The following is a 22,832-nucleotide window of genomic DNA, read 5'->3' on the forward strand; positions in this document are numbered from 1 at the left end:
TTAAAATAATTTTGATAAAATTAGAAAGAATTGAAATTGTAATATATATATCAGAAAATTCAAACAATTATAAATACGATTAGAAATAGTTATAGCCATTTGCAATATATTCGGGGTTTTGCTATTGTTTCCGTCCATAAATACATGATACACTAAAAAATAGATGAAAAATACAGGCTATGGCATTGGGATAAAGAAAGGAGATCTACAGATATGGGAGGATTTTTTGGCGTTGCATCAAAAGAAGCATGTAATCTGGATCTTTTTTATGGAACAGATTATCATTCGCATCTTGGAACCCGCCGTGGAGGTATGGCTACTTACGGAAGTGATGGCTGGAAGAGAGCAATTCATAATATTGAAAATTCGCCGTTCCGTACAAAATTTGAAAAAGATGTTGATACAATGAAGGGAAATATTGGAATTGGATGTATTTCAGATTATGATCCACAGCCAATTCTGATCCAGTCGCATCTGGGGTGCTTTGGAATTACGACAGTAGGTAAGATCAATAATGCGGATCAGCTGATCCGGAATCTTTATGAAAATGGACATACACATTTTCAGTCTATGACCAATGGACAGATCAATTCTACAGAGCTGGTTGCGGCATTGATCTGTAAAAAGGATTCGTTTGTTGAGGGAATCCGTTATGTGCAGTCAGTAGTTGAAGGCTCGATGACACTTCTGCTTCTGACAGAGAATGGAATTTATGCAGCCAGAGACCTTCTCGGACGTACACCGGTTGTGATCGGAAAGAAAGAGAATGCATACTGCGTTTCCTTTGAAAGCTTTGCATATATCAACCTTGGATACACAGATTACAAAGAGCTGGGACCTGGAGAAATCGTCTACGTGACACCGGAATCTGTGGAGACTGTAAGTCCTGCATGTGAAAAGATGAGAATCTGTTCGTTCCTGTGGGTATACTATGGATATCCTACTTCTTCTTATGAAGGGGTTGGTGTAGAAGAAATGCGTTACAACTGTGGAAAGCTTTTAGCACAGAGAGATGACCATTCGATCGACGTGGATATTGTTGCAGGAGTTCCGGATTCGGGTATTGCTCATGCGATAGGTTATGCAAATGAATCAGGTATTCCGTATGCAAGACCATTTATCAAATATACTCCGACCTGGCCAAGATCCTTCATGCCGACAACACAGAGTCAGCGTAATCTGATCGCCAGAATGAAACTGATCCCGGTACATAGTCTGATCGAAGACAGGAGCCTGCTGCTGATCGATGATTCTATCGTGCGTGGCACACAGCTCCGTGAGACGACAGAGTTCCTGTATCAGAGTGGCGCAAAAGAAGTGCATGTCCGCCCGGCATGTCCACCGCTTTTGTACGGATGCAAATATTTGAACTTCTCCCGTTCCAAATCAGACCTGGATCTGATCACAAGAAGGATCATCCGTGAGTGGGAAGGCGACAATGATGTCAATGTACTGAGTGAATATGCGGATCCGAACAGTGACCGGTATGCAGCAATGCTGGAGGAAATCCGCAAGAGACAGAATTTCACTTCACTTCGTTATCACAGACTGGATGATCTGATCAAATCAATCGGGATTGATGCATGCCAGGTATGTACCTACTGCTTTAACGGTGTGGAATAACAGGTAAATGAAAATATAAAACAGGTGTCCACGTAAGTATATCTTAGTGATATATCCCAGTGGGCACCTGTTTTTGTGTATACGATGAGCCAAGTGCAGATTTGTGCTTGCACAAGGATCTGCATTTGGCGAATGTACATCATCGAGCTGTTAAGCGAGATGATGTACAAAGTATAAGAATCGAGTAGGAGTCAGCCTACTCGATTATATACGATTTTGGTGTATAAGGTGATGTGGAATGGTGTACAAAGCATGCGGAGTGGCAGCTCCTTCTGCAAAGCTGCACTATAGCAGCAGATCATCTATCTTCACATAGTCTCCCATCCGGTATGCTTCAATTGCATTTCCATTGATCACATAGAACTTTTCGTTTGCATACACACCGCGGGTTCCAAGATAAGAATTACCGTTGACTTCCTCCTGCATCTGTACCTGGAAACCCTGATCTTTATCGTAAGAAAGGATCACATACTGGTTGGCAGATCCGGAAAGCGGAAAGCCGATCAGATTCTTTTCCGGATCAACCAGTGCTGCACGGTAGTCAGAAAAAACATCCGAGTAATAGTACTGATCCAGTGTGTACTTGCTGACTTCCTTCACATCCGAAGGATCACTGATATCAAACATGGAGATCTTTACCCCGTTTGTAATGCCATTTTCATCGGTATCCATACCGATGCCAAGAAGCAGGTTATCACTGTAAAAATGCAGGTATTCCGAAAAGCCGGGAATTTTCAGCTTGCCAAGTATCTTCGGATTCTCCGGATCGGAAAAGTCTACGGAGAATAAAGGATCTGTCTGTTCATAAGTTACAAAGTAACCGGTATCGCCCAAAAATCTTGAGGAATAGACCTGTTCATTTTTGGCAAGATCCTCGATCTTACCGATTGTTTTCAAATCTGCATCCAGCACATAGACTGAATTGGACTGTGAAGAGCTTCCGACATTATGCGTAACCGTTGTCACCAGCCGCAGCGTATTGTCATACTCATCAATGCTGAAGGAATCGTTCAGATATCCTTTTACTTTGCCCTGGGCAGAGCCGGAAAGTTTTCCTTTATTGTAAGACAGTTTGCGGAGGATCGTCTGATTCTTTGCCGCAAGATTATCTGCGAGGATACTGCTGTTCGCATACTCGTAAATATAAATGTTGTTCTCACTCACATAGACTTCGCCATTCTCAGACATGACTGCTTTCTGGTCTGCTGCCTTATCCGGACTGGAAGCGGAAACGGAGCTGACAACAAGGTACTGGTCTGCTGCATGGTTCGTCGGGAGGTAGATATCCGACTGCTTCAGAAGATTGTCACCAACAAGCGGAACATAGGAAGGATAATCTTTTTTGGTGATCGTATCGTAAATATAATAGTCGCTGAATACATACAGATATCCGTCTTTAAAACGTGAAGTGCGGTAGTAACCACTCTGATCCACGGTTCCGATGGATTTCGGATTGTTGATATCTGCCAGATCATAAGTCTGGATACGGGTACAGCTGCCGCGGTACAAGGTTTTACTGTCAGAATCAACCTGCGTGTTCTGCATGTTGCCAAGGACAAAAAGCTTCTGGTCACTCAGGTAAAATTCGGATGCCTGAAAATTCTCATTCAGCGAAATACCGGAAACAACCTTCATCTGATCAGACCGGATATCTACAATGGAAATTTCCTGTGAGTTTGCTTTCAGTGTATAAAGATAACTTCCATCCGTTTTTACAATGTCTGCTTCACCGACGCCCTCTGTGCGGACGTTGGTATCGGAAAATGAAGTATCCACAGCACGTGCAGAGGCTGTTGAAGAATCCGAAGAGGAGCTGGAACTATCGGTACGTGCACCACTGTCGGCTGTTTCAGTTGAATACATGACAATTCCGCTGTCGGTTGAACCGGTAACAGATGAAGAATCCAACTCATCCTGATAAGATTGCAGGTATGTGTAGACTTCATCATAATCGGTTGCCGTCTCTAAAGTATCGGAAGAGGCAAGCCTACCGGAGGATGTACCGATTGAAGAACTGCCTTTTGTGGAAGAAGTGGCTGAGTTTGAAGAAAGATTCTGCTGGCGGATGTGGGCACCAATGCCGACAACCAGTACCAGTGCGGCAGCAATAAGTCCTCCGCGCATCCGGTGACCGCGGGAAAATCCATGCTTTTTCGGGATATGTCCGGAAGCCTGAGTGCTGTTATGCTCTTCCAGCATTTTCATAATCTGATCCGGTGCAAGGCTTTCCGGAACAGGAGTTTTTTCCGTAGATTGTTTTATTTTATCCAGTATTTCTTTTTCGTGATCTGTCATATGAAACACCTCCTATTACTCTTTTATCCTACTCTTTCAGAAGCCAGCTCATCTTTTCGAGGGCACGCTTTCTGCGGGAGCGGACTGTATTCGGGTTCAGCCTTAGCATTTTTCCGATCTCTTTACTGTTGTAACCGCCATAGACGGATAAGCCGATGATCAGCTGATCGTCTTCATCGAGAATAAGAAAAGCACGTTCGACATCTGTGCGGAGTCCGTCACAGTATGTGGCAGAAGCATGATCTTCTTTCAGCTCGGTCTCGGTTCGTTCACGGCTCTTTAACTTCCGGCGGCACACATTTGCCAGAATCTGAAAGATCCAGGAACGGAATGCTTCTTCTTTGCGTAATTTATGTATGTTCTCATAGGCGGAAAGAACGGCTTCACTGACGGCGTCTTCTGCATCCTGCGGATGATGCATCATGCAGAGCGCAAAACGATACAGATCCTGATAAACCGTTTTATATAATTCTTTAAATGCAATTGCATCGATCATAAAGTCCCTCCTCTCATAACAGGTTCTTTGTATATAAGAGTATAAAAAAGTCGGAAGTGTTGCAAAAAGGGACAGAAAAATTTCCGTCCCTTTTAAATCATATCATTGTCTGAGAAAAATTAACCTCTGTAATAATTGATCAGACATCCTTTGAGGATGATCTCACGTTCTGCATCCGTCAGATCACCGAGCTTCAGATCGATCTCCTTCAGATCATCGCCTACGACATAAGCCTTGATCGTGGAAGCTTTATCTTCTACTGCTTTGCGGATATCCGGCACGAAGAGATAGTCACCGTTCCTGAAAGAAAGCTTTGTGTGTTCCTCTTCGGTAATAAACGGAAGCATGCCCCAGTTGATCAGGTTCGAGCGGTAACGTTTGGTTGCGTACTCATTCGCAATATTCGCCCAGCCGCCGAGAACCTTCTGGCAGGAAGCAGCTTGTTCACGGGCAGAACCATCACCAGGTTTGACCGCGAAAATGGTACTTCCGACACCGATATTTCCCTTGCCGACTTCCGGATAAGACTTCTGGATTGCGGCCATCACCGGTTTTAATTCATCCAGTACATCCAGTGGACAAGTACCTGCTTCAATCGCTTTCTGGGCTTTCTGGACCTCTTTCGCGCGTCCTACATAGGCAGGATCCTTTCTGGAAAGTGCAAATTCAGCAAGTCCAAGCGGGTTGGAACGATAAGAAGAAGTCTCGCCGGACGGGATCAGTTCGTCTGTCGTTGTAACCGGATCGTGGATCTCAGATACGACCTTCAGGATCAGATTCTCAGGAAGAGCGCTCATTGCCGGCCAGTCTTTGATGTTCGGTCCGAATTTGATCTCAACCGAAGGATCAGCAACGCCGTGGCTGTCAAATACACGGTTGGCGTAAATTCTGGAATCAAAGTGGTAGGTCGGGTTCTTGTATTCAATATCAAAATCTGTTGCCGGAGTAAGGAAACCTTTGTTCGCAGCAGTTGCGGCAATGGAACGTGCATCCATAAGGGCAACAGATGCAATCTGTCCACTCTGCAGCTTGCTTCCTTCACGGTTCGGGAAGTTACGGGTAGAGTGACGGATGGAAAATGCATTGTTTGCCGGAGTATCCCCTGCACCGAAGCATGGTCCGCAGAAGGCAGTCTTCACGATCGTACCGGCTTCCATCAGGTCAGCAACCGCACCATTTTTCACAAGCTCCATGTAGATTGGTGTACTTGCCGGGTAAACACTGAAGGTAAATTCATCTGATCCGATGTATTTGCCACGGATGATGTCTGCGGCAGCACAGATATTTTCAAAACCGCCGCCGGCACAGCCTGCGATGATACCCTGATCGACATAAAGCTTACCATTTACGATCTTGTCCTGAAGAGAGTAATCCACAGCACCGTCCAGGCTTACCAGCGCGCGCTGCTCTACATCATGGAGAACATCTGCAAGGTTGGCATTGACATCCTCGATGGTGTAGACATTGGACGGATGGAACGGCATGGCGATCATAGGCTTGATCTCGCTCAAGTTGACGTATACAAGACCGTCATAGTAAGCGACTGCGCCAGGCTCCAGTTCCCTGAAGTCATCACTTCTTCCGTGGATATCGTAGAACTCTTTGATCTTGTCATCGGTTCTCCAGATAGAAGAAAGGCAGGTTGTCTCTGTCGTCATAACATCGATTCCGATACGGAAGTCTGCACTTAATTTGCCAACGCCAGGTCCGACAAATTCCATGACCTTGTTATTGACATAGCCATTGCCGAATGTTGCGCCGATGATCGCAAGGGCAACGTCCTGCGGTCCGACACCTTTCACCGGTTCGCCGTCCATATAGATTCCGACAACGCCCGGCATCTTGATATCGTAGGTCTTATTCAGAAGCTGTTTTACAAGCTCAGGTCCACCTTCGCCCATTGCCATTGTACCGAGGGCACCATAACGAGTGTGGCTGTCAGAGCCAAGAATCATCTTGCCTCCGCCTGCAAGCATTTCACGGGCAAACTGGTGGATAACGGCCTGATGAGGCGGAACATAGACACCGCCGTACTTCTTCGCACAGGTCAGTCCAAACATGTGGTCATCTTCATTGATCGTACCGCCGACTGCACACAGAGAGTTATGGCAGTTTGTCAGAACATAAGGGATCGGGAATTTCTCCAGTCCGGATGCTCTCGCAGTCTGGATGATTCCGACAAAGGTAATGTCGTGCGAAGTCAGCTTGTCAAATTTGATCTGAAGCTGCTGCATATTACCGGAAGTATTATGCGCACTTAAAATCCCATAAGCCATTGTCTCTTTTGCAGCAGCTTCTTTTGTTGTCTCAATCCCTGTCTTGCTTTTTACGGCAGCAAGTGCATCGGGTGCATCTGCAATTACCTCAGTACCGTGTAAAAGATAAGCACCGCCTTCGTATAATTTCACCATATTATGTCCTCCTATTTTCTGTTTTCTATGAATTTCATGTGGTCTGCGACCATCAAAGCAATTTTAAATGTCAGGGCGTCCTCAAAGACTCTGACATCCAGCCCGGTCTGCTTCTGGATCTTCTCCAGCCGGTAGACGAGCGTATTCCGGTGGACGAAAAGCTGTCTCGCTGTCTCCGAAATATTCAGGCTGTTTTCAAAAAATTTATCAACTGTGGATAAGGTTTCTTCGTCAAACTGATCAACGGTATTTCCGGCAAATACTTCTTCCAGGAACATCTCGCATAAGGAAACGGGAAGCTGGTGGATCAGCCGTCCGATACCGAGTTCGCGGTAGGATAAAATATTACGTTCCGGATAGAAGATACGTCCCACATCCAGAGCCATGCCAGCTTCTTTGTAAGACTGTGAGACCTCTTTGAGTTCGGGAATGATGGTTCCGAAGGAAAGCCGGACATTGACCATAGCTTCGGTGTTGATCGCATTCACTAGCATATCGGCAGTCGAACGGATCGTATCATAATCATCCGTACTGTCAAGGGACTTGATCAGAATAATATGTCCCTCATCTACGGCAGTAACAAAATCACCGGTTCCCGAGGAATAAATCCCACGGATCATATCCAGGACGATCGTGTCATCCGGATTCTTCGGTTCGATCAGATAGACGACTCTGCGCTGCTCCACTGTAATACCAAGCTTTTTCGCCTGGTTGTAGATATCTACGAGAAGCAGGTTATCCAGGAGCAGGTTCTGGATAAAACGGTTACGGTCAAGACGTTCGCTTCCGGATCTTAAAAGGCTCTCCAGCTGGCAGACACTTAAGCGCCCGCTGGTATGCACATCAATCTCATTATTGTGCTCGATCACGAAAATATAAGTCAGTTCATCATCATCATAAACCGGAAACAGACCATAGCATTCATCCAGGTGCTCCTCCGATACGCCGGTAACCTCCAGCTCTTTTAAAAATGAGCAGACAGCTTTTTTTACTGCAGGCTTCTCCTTACCTACAGCTGCAAGCATCACTCCGTCTGTGTTCCAGATGGAACAGTTACACTCGATGATATCCCCTATTTCATTGATTGTTCTCTGTAAAATCTGGTTGGATAACAATCCGTTCACCTCTCCATTCTTTTCAATATATGACAAATGGGAGAATTGTGAAATTCCCCCATCTTCTTCTGACAATACAATCTGATATTATTTTAGCAAATGTTTCACACTTTAGCAAGCTAAAATGAAAAACGTTCTCTCTTATTCGTCTTCGTCATCGCATCTGTCAAGCATGGCAGCAACGATTTCAAGAATCACAGCAAGACCGATGATGGATGCGGCAGCAATCTTGCCGGATGTACCGGTGGCTGCCTGTGCGATACCGCCGACAACCGGAACAGAAAGCTTTACTTTTCCAATGTAGTTGTTGTAAGGGATCGGATTCATATCTTTTTCCTCATTGGCATCCCCTTTGGTGATAAACTGTCCCATCGCCGGGCTGTTGGATACTACACGGTGGGTGATGATCGAGCCGTCTGCATTGTTGCTGTAAAAAGCAATGACATCATCTTTGACGATCGTGTCTGGTTCTTCATGCCGGACATAGACCAGGCTTCCCGTCGGGATCGCCGGTTCCATGCTCCCACTGATCACGGTGTATATCTGAAAATCAAAAGCTTTCGGAAGCGTCAGCGGAATACAGGCAAGAATCAGTACTGTCAGTAAAACAGTGCCCAGTGCACTGCAAAATGCAGCCACCGGGCTTTTCTTTTTCTTCGTTCTCTTCAAAAAAGACTTCTCCTTTAGTGCCGCGCTTTTTTATTTTGCACGTTTTTTCAAGAATACGATCAGTCCTGCGAGAGCTGCTACCGCAACAACGATAATGCCGATCCCTGCTGCGATCGGAGTTTTGCTCGTCTTGTCTTTCGCATCGATATTTCCTTTTGGAGTGTCTTCATCATCCAGATCTACCAGAGACTTTGGTGTCTGTTCATCCGGTGCGGTGGTCGTATCGTCTGTCGTATCCTGAGAATTGTCTGCATTCGTTGTACCACCGGCAGTACCGCCTGTTGTAGTACCACCCGCTGTAGTGCCACCTGCTGTAGTACCACCTACTGTAGTACCACCCGCTGTAGTACCTGTACCAGTACCGGCGGCTGCACCTGTTGTACCGGCAGCTCCGGTTGTACCTGCTGCACCGGCAGGAGTTGCGGTTCCAGGAACTGTTGTTGTGACGGTAGTTGTTGTCTCAACGATACGGTCTGTAGCTCCCGGTGTGTAGGTAAACGTAAATACATTCTCAGATTCATTATCACTCAAAGTCTTCGTAAGTGCAAGAGCATCCGGGATATAATTTTCAACGTAACGGTAAGCAACGACCGGTTTGTCACCGACATTGCCGTAGAAGGTCTGGCTCTCTGCCAGTGAATTGCCGGATGCATCCTGATAATTTACGGTATAGGCAACCATGTTGCCTTTGATTCCGTAAGCGACTACATAGTCGGCATCTTTATCAACGGTAAAGGAAGGAGCCGCAAGTGCTTCGTCATTGTCACGTCCGCTGAGGCGGATTCCCTTGACATAATACTTGTCGTCTGTTACCTGGATGTCATTCAGATTGAAAGTAACGGTAGAACCGGAAGCGATGTCTGCCTGCTCGAACTTGTTCTGTCCGTTAATTGTTCCTTTGTTACCTGCGGATAATGTTACCTTGTAGGTATACGGTGTAGTATCATCTGCCATAACGCTCATTGTGGATGCACCGAGTGTCATGGATACAGTCAGAAGAGAAACCAGTAATCTTTTCCATTTTTTCATCTGCTTACTCTCCTTTCTGTCTGCGTCTTTTTGTGTTCTTATTGAGTGTGTAGATACCATATGCAAGAAGGATCAGTCCACTGATGAGTGCAAGCACACAGAAGAGAAGAACTCTTGCGGTATCACCGGTCTTAACGGTGTTGGTTGTCTTAACAATCTTATTCTTGGTGATGGTTTTGCCGGCTGAAACCTTTTCTACTGCAAAGTTCATACGGAGCTTTGCGAGTGTGAGCTGATAACCGTTGCCCTGTGTCTCACCTTCAACACCGACGGTAAGGTGTACCGTTCCGGTATTATTGGAAGCAAGTCTTCCGAGGTAGAAATATTCCTGGGTTGAGTTATCAATCTGCTTCAGACCTTCTCCGGCTTTGGAAGCGCCTTCCCCTCCGACAGTTGTACTGTCATAGAGTACCTTTTCGGCATTATCACTTCCAACATAGGTCAGCTTGTATTCGTAAGCACCACCTTCTGCGGAAGACTGTGCATCCTCCAGCGTCTGGATCACTTCGTTGGTCATGTACCAATCGGTATCCGTACTGTCGGAGTTCTTAAGCTGAACCTTGAGCTCGATGCTGTCGCCCGGCTGGATATTTGCCAGCTCGTCAGTCACATCGGAGCTTTTAAAATTACTTCCCATCTTGCCGCCGGTGAAATTAACCTGCCATCCGTCGGCTCCCTGATAATCCTTTGCAAATGCAGTTGTGTGTACCCCTGCTGCCATTATCACTGTCATGGCGAGGCACAAAATTTTCTTTTTCATACTCTGTACCTCCCTACTGTAAGCTCATTGTTGTTTCGTCGTCTGATACATTTACGTCCACGCCCCAGGCACTCTTGATCGCGTCCTTTGCGTTGTGTGTCTGAACTGCATCCACCTCTGCGTCAATGTGGAAGGTGTAGCCATTGTACTTATAAGTATAAGTGATGGTTTTGCCATCCTCAGAGACATTTTGCTTTACATCCGATGCAATCGAAGGATTGATACGGAGTGTATCGGATAATGCCGGTGTCGGTTTACCCGCTTTGAGAGCTTTGGTATAATAAAGAACGGTACGCTCTCTCGTGGACTGTGCATCTGCAACCTGCCATCCGTTGTCTGTGAGGAAGTTCAGCTCGATCAGATCCGGTGAAAGGTTCCTGTTCTTATTGCCTTTTTCGTCCTGCCAGCTTTTTGTGATGATCACACGTACAAAGGTGTCGATCGTACCGCTGTTCTTGACGCTGATTGCTTCGTTATATTTCTTGCCGGGTGTAAATGTCTCATCCTTTCCAAGAAGGTTTGTGAGAAGTGTACCCTCTGAGGTTCCCTTCCATTCATTGTTCGATACATAATCCCGGCTGCTGACTACTTTGTCATTTTCCAGAAGAGATACGCCGATACTCTGCATATTCATCTGTGCGGAATAATTCTCACTGTAGTAAGTGAGTGCGGCGCGTGTACTGCCGACAGTGCTTCCAACCAGCAGGAGTGCTGCGGCTGTCAGGATCAGGGCAGGTTTCTTTGGAAATGATTTCTTTTTCTTTTTCATTCTCATTACCTCCTACTCTGTCGTCTGTGTGCTGTCGTCTTTAAAATCATAGACTGGATTACCGTTCTCGTCGTAGAGAACAGGTGTGCATTCCTGGATGACTACGATGTTGAATTCTTCCGGTTTGTCATCTCCTGACGGGAATGTGTATTTGATGTTGAGTTCCGTTTCCGTTTCTTTTCCTGCCGGAAGTACTTCATCGTAATACCAGTAGCCGTCACCGCGGTCTGTCCATCCGCCGTCTGGTGCGTTATAAGTAAGCTCTACCGGTGCGAATGCTTTGACTCTTACGAAACAATCATAATCACCGGTATTTTTAATTGTAATGTGCTTTCCGTTTTCATCAACTTCTTCTTTCGGGACTGTCTCAGTAAATCCCATATTCATTTTCACACCGCCACCGGCTGTCGAATAAGTTGTAAAATACGCCATCGCGCTTCCAACTGCCAGGGTTCCGGTAAGAGCAAGTGTTGCTGCTGCCATGATAAGTGGTTTTTTATGTAACTTTCTCATTCCGATTCCCCCTTTCTAGTTCTTTTCTGCCGGTTTGGTGTACTGATACTGATCATTTTCATCGAGTTTGAAATTATTTTTTACGCCGTATCCGCCATTGGTACGTCCATCATGTTCGTTGGTAAATGAAACCACTGCTGTCTCGCCTGCCTGACCTGCTTCTTTTTCATCATTGGCAACGATGGTAGCTTTCACTTTATTTTCAGAAGTAAGTTTGTAGCTTGCACCGCTGTAGATCTCTGTTACAACGACTTTAGATCCTGCCGGAATCTTCTTGATTGTTACAGAATCGCTGCCTGCTGCATTGAAGGTAAGCTCTTCGATTCTGGTTTCGGTCTTCTTATCCAGTGTTGTGATATCGATCTGGAATACGAACGTTGCATTGTTACCGAAGGTAGCATTGTGATCTACCAGTTCCTTGTTGATCACCAGATTACCGTATCTTACGTGCTGTTCCGGTTTCAGACCAACTGCACTGTTGTATTCTTTGGTCAGATCGTAGATCCAGTCATCACTTGCACCGTTACCACTGTAGTAATTATTGGTCGGAAGTGATACAAGGTAAGGAGTAAAAGTATAAGTGTAATTTGGTGTAATTACTTTTGGTGTATCTACAAGGTAAAGTCCTGTATCCAGTCCTGTTGCAGTACCTCTTCCCTGTGTCAGTGTGGTTGTAGTTGGCTCTGTGTCATCCTTCAGCAATTTCTTCGCTTCTGCTGCACGTTCTGCCCAGGTAGCAGCTGCCGCATCCAGGTTATCAGCACTTACGGATGAAAGATCCAGTTTTGAAAATGCACCGATTCCGGTATAGTTGCCGGATTCATCAACCGAAGCAACTTTATACAGGTTTACCGGAATGCTTGCGCTTAGAAGTTCACTGCTGTTCCCACTAATGTCGAATTCGATAGAACACTTCTGTCCGGTATTGATCGCGCTTGCGGCTTTCGCACCCGGAAGAGTGAGCAGTGGAAATGTAAGAGCGACAGCTAAGAGAAAAGTGCTTCCCTGTTTTAATCGTTTATTCATCATCGCCTCATGTCCTCCTTAAAAATCTTGGTTATTCTTTGTGAGCTTTTCTCTTGGAAAGGAATCGCAAGAGAATGATCACAAGAATCGTGATTGAAAGTCCTAAAATTAAATAGAGCATATAATAATTCTGAATGGATTTTACCATAGAATCTGTAACTGATTCGGTAGCATCTTCTTCGCCGTTATACGGAACTCTGGTTCCTCTTACGAGAAGACGATGGGAGTTGACTCCATATGGTGTACAGGTAAATAAAGTTACCTGGTCTTTTCCTTCTTCAATCTGGAGTGCTTTCTCCAGTGTTTCATGATCGTCTTTGTCTACCATCGGAAGAATCTGGTCTACCTTGTAGGCAAGGACTTCGTCCAGTACATGGATGTAAAATTTATCGCCAACTTCAAGCTGATCGATATCGGTAAAAAGCTTTGCGCTTGGAAGTCCACGGTGAGCTGCGAGAACACTGTGGGTACTCTCCCCTCCGATCGGAAGCTTTGTGCCGTTCAGATGTCCGACACCGGTCTGCAGATCCTTGTCACCGGTACCATGGTAAATGGCAAGCTTGATGTTGATCTTCGGAATGGAAAGATATCCCATTACTCCGTCATCTGCAACGTTCAGGATCTTCCAGTATTCGGTGTCTTTGATGTCATTTTCATCTTCACCAAATACATCTCCGTAGAGGTTGTTCTGCTGAATGGTATCATTGAAAGCTTTTGCTTTCTCCCACTCGGATGTGAAGTCCTCTGATTCCATGTCCTGTATTGTATTGTCATAGCTGCTGATCAGCTGATTCTGTCTGTAGGTGTTCCACTGGTTGGATACCGTCGGGTAGATCAGAATCCCAAATCCTATCAAGAATAACAGACCGAAAAGGAAGGTTGAGATTTTTCTTTTCATAGGCATATTCCCTTTCTCGTTCTTATTCTCTTTTTAAGAGGTCTCATTTTTCTTCTTTTGAAGCTTCTTCTCCTTTAAGTATAACACAAGGATGAAGATTGCGGTAATTACAAGACCAATAATTACCCATAAAAGATAATTTGTATGAAGACTGATTCCGCTGAGCGGTGTCTTCTCATCGGCAACTTCCTGTTCCACATAAGGTACTCTGTGACCACGGACCAGAAGCCGCTCGGTATTGACTCCGTATGGAGTACAGGTAAGAAGTGTTACAAGATCTTTTCCTTCTTCTACTGCAAGAGAGGAAGTTTCCTCCGGTTTGACCACGGAAATCTTGTCGACTTCATAACTTAATGTTTCGTTTAATACATGGATCAGAAAATGATCGCCTTCTTCCAGCTGATCCAGATCGGTAAAAAGAGACGCACTCGGAAGTCCACGGTGTGCGGAGATAACGGCGTGTGTACTTTTACCGCCGATTGGAAGAGAGCTTCCTTCCAGATGTCCGGCTGCCTGTTTGAGAACATCTTCGTCGGTAGTGTGGTAGATCGGAAGCTTGATGTCAATCTTCGGGATCTCCACGATTCCCATCATCTCGTCACCGGCAATATTCAGAGCATCCATGTAGGACTGGTCTTCTTTGTCACTGGCTGCGGCTACTGCAAATGAATCAGGAAGGATACTTGGAAGTAATGCTTCGTTGTAAGCTTCTGCTTTCTGCAGTTCTGCGTCATAATCAATCTCATGTGCTGCATCCTTTTCGGATACAGTCTGTTCATAACTGCTGATCAATTGCTTCTGCCTGTAGTTATTCCACTGGTTTGCAACGAATGGATACAGCAGTAAGGACAACCCGGCTAAAAATATGATGCCAATAATAAGTTTGTTTGTTTTGCGTTTCATCCGAACTCTCCTTGCTGTTGTATTATTTTTTAGGAATCCGGGGCGACCTGCCCCGGATTCAATATCTGATTATAAATAATTATTGCAATTATTTGTTGTCTGATTTCTTGCGGCTTGCGAAGAACAGACCAGCTGCTGCGATCATGATAACGCATCCAGCGATTGTGAAGATTGTTGTACCGATACCACCGGTTGCCGGTAATGCGGAAAGTTTGCTATCTACCATTGAGGCAGAACCTGCACGTGTAGCAGCATTTTTACCGGTACCTTCAGTATCCCAAGAAACTGTAGAATTTGTTTCGTTAATAGAATATCCTTTTGGAGCTTCAATTTCTTTGAATTCGTAGTTTTTGCTATCATCAAGACCTTTTAATACGATTTTACCATTCTTATCTGTAACCATTAAACCACTTTCTTTTGCTGTTGCAAGAGCTGAAGTCCAACCAGTTACTGAATAAGTACCGTCATTATTTTTAGAAACTATAGCATATTCTTTTTTGTCAGTTCTCTTTAATACAAATTTAGCATCTTTTAACTTTTCGTTAGATTTTCCTGTTTTAGTTAAAGTAACAGTACCTGTATAAAGTCTATCTTCTGCTGGTTTATAATTATTCTTTCCATCAGCTGGAATAACTGAGTTGTTTACTTCAAGAGAAGTAACTGTGGCATCATAAGAAAGATTAACAGTCTGGTTTGCGTGAGCATTGTTTTCAAGATACTTTGATAAATCTATGGTAATAGTATCTTTATCATTTTTATCTTTTACAATGTCTACATACTGATCAAATGTTGTTGTTCCAATAGTTCCTGTTACATGAACTTTGCCATTATTAGGATCGTTTTCGTTATCAGGGTTGTTGTATTTAACATATTCAGCACCGTCAATTGTATCAATTAATTTAAAGGATGTAATATTATTAGTTGCGCTTACAAAAGGCATTTTTGTTGTTACATCATAAGTAACGGTTTTTCCAACTTCAACTACTTTGTCTGTTTCACTATCGCTCTTTGTAATATCTACAGTGGTACTTTTGGCAGTAATATTTGCAGCCTCTAATGAAGAAGGAACGCCTGTTGTTGTATCATAACCACCAAAGGAAATATATGCAGCCATTGGACTGTATGTATATGCGGTAGGTTTTTCCTCGTTATTTTTAGAATCTGCATTTACTACATATACACCAGCAGATGTAACATCCCAGCTAATAGTTTTACTTTTACCATCAGCTGCGTTAACAGTATTTACATTCTCAGTAGTTCCAGGAGTTTTGTTAGTAGTAATCTCGCCTACAGCTGTCTGAAATTCTGATGTAGAAAAAGCAACTGTATTAGCTGGCATATTTTGTACAGGAGTATCTCCACTTACCATTTTGATCAGTTTCCAGAGAACTGTCTGTTCGTCAGCCTGTGTATAGCCAAATGCTATAATATCTGCTTTATCTACGAATTCCCAACCGGTTGCTGTCTGAGTATTCGGTCTAATAATCTGTTTGTAGGTTACAGTTGCATTTGTATCTAATCCACTAACTGTAATTTTTGCAGTTGGATCAGCTGCAAATGATGTCATGCTCATTCCGAGTACCATTGCCAGTGTTAATAACACTGCAAAGATTTTTCTCATCTTCTTCATATTTTTGTCTCCTTTTCTTTTAAGGGCTTTGCCCATTTTTTATTGTCCCCTCATATGGGATAATAACGTTTTTGTGTGGCAAGAAGCCACTGAAAAATTAATTCTTACAATTATTTTTCCAGCACCTCCTTGCATTTGGTTTTGTATAAGATCCATACGGCCGCAAACATAAGTAACATGCCGCCAATCATATACAAGTAAATTCCGGTGCCTCCGGCTGATGGGAGGGAATAGAGTGTTTGGTTTTGAATATAAATTTTATATTCATTATTATCAGCAGTCAGTTGCACTTTTTGATTATCTTTTGTAACTTCCTTCAGTGCTCCATTCTTTGTAATAACAAATGTATAAGTATCTTCTGTCAATACATATCCAGCCGGAGCCTTAACTTCTTTTAATGTATAAGTTCCTGCTGAAATTGAATCAGCCGGTTTCTCAAACTTAGCATCTTTATACCACTGTACCTTTCCATCTTTGCCAGATCTACCGTAGTATGTAGTATGGTCTTTTGAAAGTGTAAATTCTGCTCCTTGCAACTTCTGATCATTGCTTGATTTACTAACTTTAATCACAGACCAATTCTTGTATACTGCTTCATTGGTATAAGTAACCTGACCAAGTACACCCCCATCTGAGGAGTTATACTTCTGATTCACAATTACATCTGTTTTCTTGTCCTTCTCACCCTTGTGATATCCAAGTTCAAATGTCACCTTGTCATGTTCAGTATCTTCTGTATACCAGGTATTTGTACCTTTTCCAATTATCGGATTATCTTTGACCTGATAATTATCTGTCGCAACTTCACTTACTGTATAAGCACCTCTGGCAAGATTTTTTAATTCATCGCCCGTATAAGTTACTTTGTATTGTCCAGTACTTTCATCATGGCTGACAGTTAATACAATATTTTTACTGAAATTATCAGGGCCATCTACATGGAATGTGAATGTTGTTCCTGCTGGCACATTCTGATTTTTGTCAACATCGAGAATTTTTGTTATCTCAATTGATCCTGCTATGATGTTCACCTTGTAATCAGCTGATGCGGTCAAGTTTTGTGATACAACAGTTCCACCATTTGCTGCTGGTGTAGATGTTCCGTTTGCTGTAGTTCTTTCATTAACAGTATACGGAATAAATGTCACTTCTAAGGTGTACTGTTCTGCAGGTGTTCCAGGATCTCCAGCTGTATGATTACTTGCATTTCCACCTGGATTATCCGAAATTTTATAAGTGTATGTGAAATATCCGACTGCATCTGTAGTTCCTGGATAAGTGTACTTATAAGATTGATCTATTTGATCTATGCCAAGTACTAAGGTTTTATTTCCATTTAAAGTAGCCAACTGAGCAGCTTCCAAATTCGGTAAAGTAACTTTTCCATTGATTACTGGCTGTACAGCTGTGAGAGTTTCACCCTTACCCAGCTTTTTAATAGTTAATGTCTTTGCCAATTCAGAATAGAACTCAGAACTGTTTACCGGATCACCTTTATATACTGTTATCTCTTTACCGGTCATTTCCATACTTAAGAGCTTGACATTTACTGTTGGTTTATCAAAATGCCTTACATCCGTGTCGGTAATATAGATTCCAGAAGTTCCTGTATTGGTTGGAACTGCGTTACCACCGATGAAATCATCTTTCGCTACAACATCAACTGTGGCTGACCAAGGTTTATTAGTGTTATCAGTACTGTTTTTATTACCTATGTGTGCTGACGATCCTGTCCATGTTATGGTGGTTGTGCCATCATTGTTCTCTTCGTAGGTAATTTCATCGTTTTTATCAAACTCTTTTTTCTGTTCATCCGTAAGTTTGAATCTTGCATCAATTACATCTACAATCTTTGATGGTTGAATCGAATACAGAGCACCAACATCTCCGGCAAGACTTTTAAAAATTTTCTGCAACTCGGTGGTGTCGCTTGTGGTATATGCATACTCATGTTTTCCACTTTTCTCCGTCGCAATGTACTCTTTAAGGAAATCAGGTGCAGATGTATTTTTCGTATGGTATCCACCCCAGTATTTTCCATTATGATCATAGCCACTCGTCGATTCAGCACTGTGGCCGAGCTCCCATGTCAATGTTCCTGAAAGTTTATACCCTACGGTGTATAACACAGCTTGTTTTTTTATCTCCTGTGCTGCGTTATATGCATTGTTTGCAACCATACAGTTAAAATTATCGTTGTTATCTAGATGACCAGGCATTCCATCCGTAAACAATATTACATACTTATCATTGTACTTAGCAGACCCCAACCTTGTCTTTGCTGTTTGTAGAGCTACACCCATTGGTGTTCCACCGGAGCCATCCCCCGTGCTTCCAATTGCATCATTAATTTGCTGATAATTACTCTTAATCTCCTTAAAACCAGAGTCTGTAACAGTAGGAGAATTTCCCTCTGTTCCACTATACCAAATCACAGACACTTCACTTTTATCTGATGATTTTTTTAATTCATCAACAAAACTCTTTGCAGCGGTTTGTATCGTATTTAAACTTCCCATAGATCCGCTTTTATCCAATACAAGAACTACGCTTGCGCCTGTTGCATCTTCGTCAGGGCTCTGACCTGTTGTGGAAGCATTTAATTTTATTTTGTAAGTTCTGTTATCGTAATCTGTTACCTCTGCTGTTTTGGAAGTTTCAAGTCCTTTCAAAGCCTCTTCTTTTTCAGAATTATTTGTAACGGTATAAAGGTTGTCAGTTCCTTTTGTTAAACCTGAAATTTCATAGCTGTTATTGCTAACCGTAACCGTCCATGTACCTGATGTCTTAACATAACCTGAAGGCGCCTTTGTTTCTTTCAGTGTATATGTTCCATCCATCAAGCTAAAACTAACTATACCATTCGCATCAGATGTTGCTGTGTAATGTAAGCTATTTGAAGCATCATCTATAGAAAATTCGGCTCCTGGAAGTGCTACACCTGTGGAAGATATCTTCTTAATCTGTACCGGTGTTTTCACTACCTGTTGCTTGTTGACTGTCAGACGATATGTTCCACCACCAGCGGCATTATCATCTACAAAGACATCCATCACATATTCTGTTGCATGATTTCCGCTGTTATAAATACTCTGAATAATTGCTCCCGCATTATCTGTTACAGAAACCATGTTCCAACCGTCTGTTAACTTTGTCAAGTTATTGTTTGAATTAGCATTTCCATCTCTTGTTGCAGCCGTTCCCAAACGGGTATTAAAATATTTTACAGAATTATTTTGGTTTCTTGTTCCTGTCCAGAATGCCAGATAATTCATAAAGTTTGTTTCATTTAAAGTAGTACCTTTGGGATATATGAATACCCACATATCATCGTTTATGTATAGTCTGTCATTTCCTGTTACCTGTTGAATAGTATAAGCATAATTATTAGGATTACCGTTTCCTATATTAAATGTTCCCTGAAAGCGATATACAGATCCATTATTTTTTCCATTATGATAATCTTTCCAAGTTGCTGAATCATATAATTTTCCCCGATATATTGACAACTTATTATCAGCTAAATATCCTGTATAATTATGCTTTGAATTGCGGGATCCATCCCATACTTGAGATTGATCTGATACATCCAGCTCCAATCCAGAAACTTTTTTCCACCAACTCTGATTTACTGATGATGCACTGACGTCCTGTGCTTCTGTCGTCAGATCCACATCCGCATTCATATATTTAGATGATCGTTTCCAGTCTGTTATTGGAAGGTTACCATTTTGGGTTCCTTCAACTTCAGCTTTCATTGCATTGAGATATTGCCTATATGTATTCTCATAAATTCTGTTGCCTTCAACATCTGTTATACCGTTCTTCCATGTAATTGCATATGCTGAAAAGCTATTTGTTTCAAATACTGCCTGTTTTATTTCCTGGGTATCGGTTGTCTCAATTGTTTCTATTTTATTATTTTCCTGAGACATATCTACAACTTGCTTTACGTTTCCCTGTGCATCTTCTTCCAAATGCATAACAGTTACATCCATATCTGATGCATTTTCTTTTTCTATTGTTTCCGGAAGAACTGCATTTTTATATTCCATAGTGACTTTTACATCACCATTGGGTTCTGCTTTGTTTCCGTCTGCATCTACGAAGGAAATATCATAAGCAAGGAAACCACCAATGTCATATTCTTCTTCGTCTGCTTTTTCGTTCAGTTTCTGTTCAACTACATCATACTGATCATTGATTTCATTAATGCTTTGTACTTCTTCTTCTGTCATACCAGCTGTAACATCCTGTTTTACAAGTGGTACAACCTTCAAGGATGCATTTTCAGGAATAATTCCTTCTGCTTTTGCAGATACATGAATCTTTACATTATCATCTTCATAAGTAAGCTGCTGGATCGGCTGTGCCTCTTCAGCTGCCGGCTGTTCAGCCGGTGCCTCAACTGTAGGAGCTTCTGTCTTAGGCTGCTGTTGTTCCGGTTGCTGTTGTTCTTGTTGTTGTTCCGGTTGCTGTTCCTCTTGTTGCTGTTGTTCTGAGGAGTTCACCGCTGCCTCATCTCCTGTAGCCTCATCTGCCGCCGGTTCTGCTACTGCTTCGGTCTGGCTCTGGCTGTCTGTGTTCTGTGGCTCATCAGCGAATGCTGATGTCGCACTGCTAAGCACAAGTACCATGCAAAGCATGAATGCTATTAAACGTTTCTTTGTATTACTTTTCATGGCGTCCTCCTTCTATTCCTCAATTCTGACTTCATAATTGTTATCAAGTGCTCCGTCTATCAGCTTCAATAATTCAAGGGCACTGCGGAAATGCTGCTCTCGCTGCTCTTCCACCCAAGTAACACTGCCCTGCCAGGTACCGTTCTGCTGATCCATGATTTTTATTAAAAAAGTTCTTGTATTTTTTTGCTTTTTATTCATGTCAGTTTTCATCTGCCCTTCCTAATTATTTAGACTTTTTTATCTTATATAGGTATTGTATCTGACAAAGCATTACGTGAATCATTACCAATAACGGAAAATATTAACTTTTTTAAGTTATAACAAGAAATAGTAATGTTTTTGTAATAATATAATGATTTGATATCAGGGTCAAAAGGTCAGAAAGCCGATGCAAGCTTGCTTGCGAGAGGATTTTTGACCTCTTGATCCGCTAAAAACATGAGTAAGTAGCCATTTTTCAAAGAAAAATGAGCGGATTACGAATGCTTTTGAGGATTGCGAGAGTGCAAAGCACGTAGTAATCTGGTATCAAAGGGGGCAAAATACCTTTTACCCCAACATCATGATTTGTAGGAGTGCGTAATATTTGTGTCTGACTCTACTATATGTATTGGGATATTAGAATAGAAGTAAAAGTGGGGAATAATGTGATGGAAGTGCAAAAAGAATAGATTGTGGGGAGCGCATAGAAAAGGAGTAAGCTGGTTATAGCGGTGAGGGAGAGGGATTTTCCGGACAAAAAGATCCCGTGACTGATATAGGGGGGAGATGCACTGCATCTTAGACGGTGATCAGTCACGGGATGGGGGTAAGGGTTATTTAGTTTTTATTCAATGCCTAATTCTTTTAATAGTTTCTTTTGGTATTCGATGTCTTCGGCAACACGTTCAAGGTCGCTGTAGCGTTTGGCTTTTAGGAGATATTTGTTTAAAGCACGTGCTTCATCTAAGCCTTTTTTAAAGCCTTCTTTAAAACCTTCCTCTCTTGCGTCTTCTTTCAAAGTCTTTTCATACAAGTCTTTATCATATGTCGTCAGGATCATATTTGTCACCTCCGTTTGGCAGAACGTAGATAAATTACTTAGTTTCATTCAATTCAATGCCAAATTCTTTTAATAGTTTCTTTTGGTATTCAATGTCTTTTGCGGCATGTTCCAGATCGTTGTAGCGTTTGGCATTTAGAAGACATATGGTTAACTGGTTTAATTCTGCTCTGGTTTCAGCGCGTCCTTTCGTAAGACCTTCCTCTCTGCCTTCCTCTTTGGCCTCTTCCTTCAAGGTTTTCTCATATAAGTCTTTATCATATGTCGTCAGAATCATATTTGTCACCTCCGCTCGATGTTTCTTGAGAAAATCTGCCAACACGTCCTGAGTAATACAGATATCAATTGCTTTTTCTAATGCATCTTCCACAGAAGGTTCCGACTGTATATATTCCCTGACACATTGGACGAATATGGAATATTCTTCAAGCCTTCTGCAGTGCTTCATCAGTTCCTGATTGTGACCATAGTTGATATTCAACATGGTTGCGGTGCATTCCAGGCAAGGTGCTTCGTTATCTGTATTTTCAAAGCAGTCTGAAAGCTTTAACTCCATGGAATCTGGCTGGTTTTTTGTACCATTGTAAAAGACAATATATTTCGGTTTTGGAAGCCGGACTCTTTTTTCATGGTAGATCATCAGATTATTATCTGCAACATACCCTTCATATAACCGGGAGAAATAAAAGACTCCGCGAAGCGGCATGTTTGGGTTAAAAGTGCTTTGATGTTCATACAGATTCATGGTTCCGCCGACCAGGAAGGATACATCATTTTTCATGGATAGATAAAGGACATCTTCCAATGTATTTACTTCCAGGTCATCAGGGTTCTGATAGTCCGTGTGGTTGATCGCATTATAAAGCTGCAGCAGATCTTCTTTGTTATTAAAGACCATTCTCCATAACCGGTCCTTATATTGCCGGTTGTGGGTTTGTTTGCTATGGCGAGATTTCTTCTTTTGTTTT

General features: G+C 42.7%; 18 protein-coding genes. 1 reads left to right on the plus strand and 17 read right to left on the minus strand.

Going from position 1 to position 22,832, the window contains the following annotated elements:
• Positions 1 to 213: 213 nt before the first annotated feature.
• On the plus strand, positions 214 to 1,623 hold the full coding sequence (locus tag PG418_RS00320; protein ID WP_022219923.1) for an amidophosphoribosyltransferase: 1,410 nt from the start codon (positions 214 to 216) through the stop codon (positions 1,621 to 1,623).
• A gap of 285 nt (positions 1,624 to 1,908) precedes the next feature.
• On the opposite strand, the gene PG418_RS00325 is transcribed toward PG418_RS00320, so the two are convergent.
• The 17 genes from PG418_RS00325 to PG418_RS00405 all read right to left on the minus strand — a co-directional run.
• Positions 1,909 to 3,918, minus strand: coding sequence for a beta-propeller domain-containing protein (locus PG418_RS00325; RefSeq protein ID WP_498836909.1), 2,010 nt, complete (start codon positions 3,916 to 3,918; stop codon positions 1,909 to 1,911).
• A gap of 28 nt (positions 3,919 to 3,946) precedes the next feature.
• Complete coding sequence (locus tag PG418_RS00330; protein WP_008371152.1) at positions 3,947 to 4,414, minus strand: RNA polymerase sigma factor; 468 nt, start codon at positions 4,412 to 4,414, stop codon at positions 3,947 to 3,949.
• Positions 4,415 to 4,533: 119 nt separating this feature from the next.
• Positions 4,534 to 6,825: a hydratase gene (locus PG418_RS00335; RefSeq protein ID WP_498836910.1), complete on the minus strand. Its 2,292-nt coding sequence runs from the start codon at positions 6,823 to 6,825 to the stop codon at positions 4,534 to 4,536.
• Positions 6,826 to 6,836: 11 nt separating this feature from the next.
• The gene (locus PG418_RS00340) at positions 6,837 to 7,940 is read right to left on the minus strand and encodes a PucR family transcriptional regulator (protein ID WP_117835936.1); all 1,104 of its coding nucleotides are present in this window, start codon (positions 7,938 to 7,940) and stop codon (positions 6,837 to 6,839) included.
• 141 nt (positions 7,941 to 8,081) lie between these two features.
• A complete protein-coding gene (locus tag PG418_RS00345; protein WP_498836911.1) occupies positions 8,082 to 8,609 on the minus strand; it encodes a signal peptidase I in 528 nt (175 codons plus the stop codon).
• A gap of 30 nt (positions 8,610 to 8,639) precedes the next feature.
• The gene (locus PG418_RS00350; protein ID WP_498836912.1) at positions 8,640 to 9,638 is read right to left on the minus strand and encodes a hypothetical protein; all 999 of its coding nucleotides are present in this window, start codon (positions 9,636 to 9,638) and stop codon (positions 8,640 to 8,642) included.
• Between the two features lie 4 nt (positions 9,639 to 9,642).
• Complete coding sequence (locus PG418_RS00355; RefSeq protein ID WP_498836913.1) at positions 9,643 to 10,398, minus strand: sortase B protein-sorting domain-containing protein; 756 nt, start codon at positions 10,396 to 10,398, stop codon at positions 9,643 to 9,645.
• Between the two features lie 13 nt (positions 10,399 to 10,411).
• Complete coding sequence (locus PG418_RS00360; protein WP_498836914.1) at positions 10,412 to 11,167, minus strand: hypothetical protein; 756 nt, start codon at positions 11,165 to 11,167, stop codon at positions 10,412 to 10,414.
• A 12-nt stretch (positions 11,168 to 11,179) separates the two neighbouring features.
• Positions 11,180 to 11,680: a hypothetical protein gene (locus PG418_RS00365; protein ID WP_498836915.1), complete on the minus strand. Its 501-nt coding sequence runs from the start codon at positions 11,678 to 11,680 to the stop codon at positions 11,180 to 11,182.
• A 15-nt stretch (positions 11,681 to 11,695) separates the two neighbouring features.
• On the minus strand, positions 11,696 to 12,709 hold the full coding sequence (locus tag PG418_RS00370) for a DUF5979 domain-containing protein (protein ID WP_498836916.1): 1,014 nt from the start codon (positions 12,707 to 12,709) through the stop codon (positions 11,696 to 11,698).
• 28 nt (positions 12,710 to 12,737) lie between these two features.
• A complete protein-coding gene (locus tag PG418_RS00375) occupies positions 12,738 to 13,604 on the minus strand; it encodes a class C sortase (protein WP_055261867.1) in 867 nt (288 codons plus the stop codon).
• Positions 13,605 to 13,637: 33 nt separating this feature from the next.
• Positions 13,638 to 14,507 (minus strand): class C sortase, encoded by an 870-nt coding sequence (locus tag PG418_RS00380; protein WP_498836917.1) that lies wholly within the window; start codon positions 14,505 to 14,507, stop codon positions 13,638 to 13,640.
• 88 nt (positions 14,508 to 14,595) lie between these two features.
• On the minus strand, positions 14,596 to 16,137 hold the full coding sequence (locus PG418_RS00385; protein WP_498836918.1) for a SpaH/EbpB family LPXTG-anchored major pilin: 1,542 nt from the start codon (positions 16,135 to 16,137) through the stop codon (positions 14,596 to 14,598).
• 110 nt (positions 16,138 to 16,247) lie between these two features.
• Positions 16,248 to 20,819, minus strand: a complete 4,572-nt coding sequence (locus PG418_RS00390) for a SpaA isopeptide-forming pilin-related protein (RefSeq protein WP_498836919.1) — start codon at positions 20,817 to 20,819, stop codon at positions 16,248 to 16,250.
• A gap of 12 nt (positions 20,820 to 20,831) precedes the next feature.
• Positions 20,832 to 21,020 (minus strand): hypothetical protein, encoded by a 189-nt coding sequence (locus tag PG418_RS00395; protein WP_044998872.1) that lies wholly within the window; start codon positions 21,018 to 21,020, stop codon positions 20,832 to 20,834.
• A gap of 628 nt (positions 21,021 to 21,648) precedes the next feature.
• Positions 21,649 to 21,864: a hypothetical protein gene (locus tag PG418_RS00400; protein WP_498836920.1), complete on the minus strand. Its 216-nt coding sequence runs from the start codon at positions 21,862 to 21,864 to the stop codon at positions 21,649 to 21,651.
• Positions 21,865 to 21,898: 34 nt separating this feature from the next.
• Positions 21,899 to 22,832, minus strand: a 934-nt coding sequence (locus tag PG418_RS00405) for a hypothetical protein (protein ID WP_498836921.1), incomplete at its 5' end; no start/stop codon positions are given.

This window comes from Bariatricus sp. TF06-38A, from assembly GCF_027690675.1.
GTDB lineage: Bacteria > Bacillota > Clostridia > Lachnospirales > Lachnospiraceae > Allocoprococcus > Allocoprococcus comes.

Coding starts and splice junctions, on each gene's coding strand:
- PG418_RS00320 (WP_022219923.1), top strand. CDS start 214: ATGGGAGGATTTTTTGGCGTTGCATCAAAAGAAGCATGTAATCTGGAT.
- PG418_RS00325 (WP_498836909.1), bottom strand. CDS start 3,918: ATGACAGATCACGAAAAAGAAATACTGGATAAAATAAAACAATCTACG.
- PG418_RS00330 (WP_008371152.1), bottom strand. CDS start 4,414: ATGATCGATGCAATTGCATTTAAAGAATTATATAAAACGGTTTATCAG.
- PG418_RS00335 (WP_498836910.1), bottom strand. CDS start 6,825: ATGGTGAAATTATACGAAGGCGGTGCTTATCTTTTACACGGTACTGAG.
- PG418_RS00350 (WP_498836912.1), bottom strand. CDS start 9,638: ATGAAAAAATGGAAAAGATTACTGGTTTCTCTTCTGACTGTATCCATG.
- PG418_RS00355 (WP_498836913.1), bottom strand. CDS start 10,398: ATGAAAAAGAAAATTTTGTGCCTCGCCATGACAGTGATAATGGCAGCA.
- PG418_RS00360 (WP_498836914.1), bottom strand. CDS start 11,167: ATGAAAAAGAAAAAGAAATCATTTCCAAAGAAACCTGCCCTGATCCTG.
- PG418_RS00365 (WP_498836915.1), bottom strand. CDS start 11,680: ATGAGAAAGTTACATAAAAAACCACTTATCATGGCAGCAGCAACACTT.
- PG418_RS00370 (WP_498836916.1), bottom strand. CDS start 12,709: ATGATGAATAAACGATTAAAACAGGGAAGCACTTTTCTCTTAGCTGTC.
- PG418_RS00375 (WP_055261867.1), bottom strand. CDS start 13,604: ATGAAAAGAAAAATCTCAACCTTCCTTTTCGGTCTGTTATTCTTGATA.
- PG418_RS00380 (WP_498836917.1), bottom strand. CDS start 14,507: ATGAAACGCAAAACAAACAAACTTATTATTGGCATCATATTTTTAGCC.
- PG418_RS00385 (WP_498836918.1), bottom strand. CDS start 16,137: ATGAAGAAGATGAGAAAAATCTTTGCAGTGTTATTAACACTGGCAATG.
- PG418_RS00390 (WP_498836919.1), bottom strand. CDS start 20,819: ATGAAAAGTAATACAAAGAAACGTTTAATAGCATTCATGCTTTGCATG.
- PG418_RS00395 (WP_044998872.1), bottom strand. CDS start 21,020: ATGAATAAAAAGCAAAAAAATACAAGAACTTTTTTAATAAAAATCATG.
- PG418_RS00400 (WP_498836920.1), bottom strand. CDS start 21,864: ATGATCCTGACGACATATGATAAAGACTTGTATGAAAAGACTTTGAAA.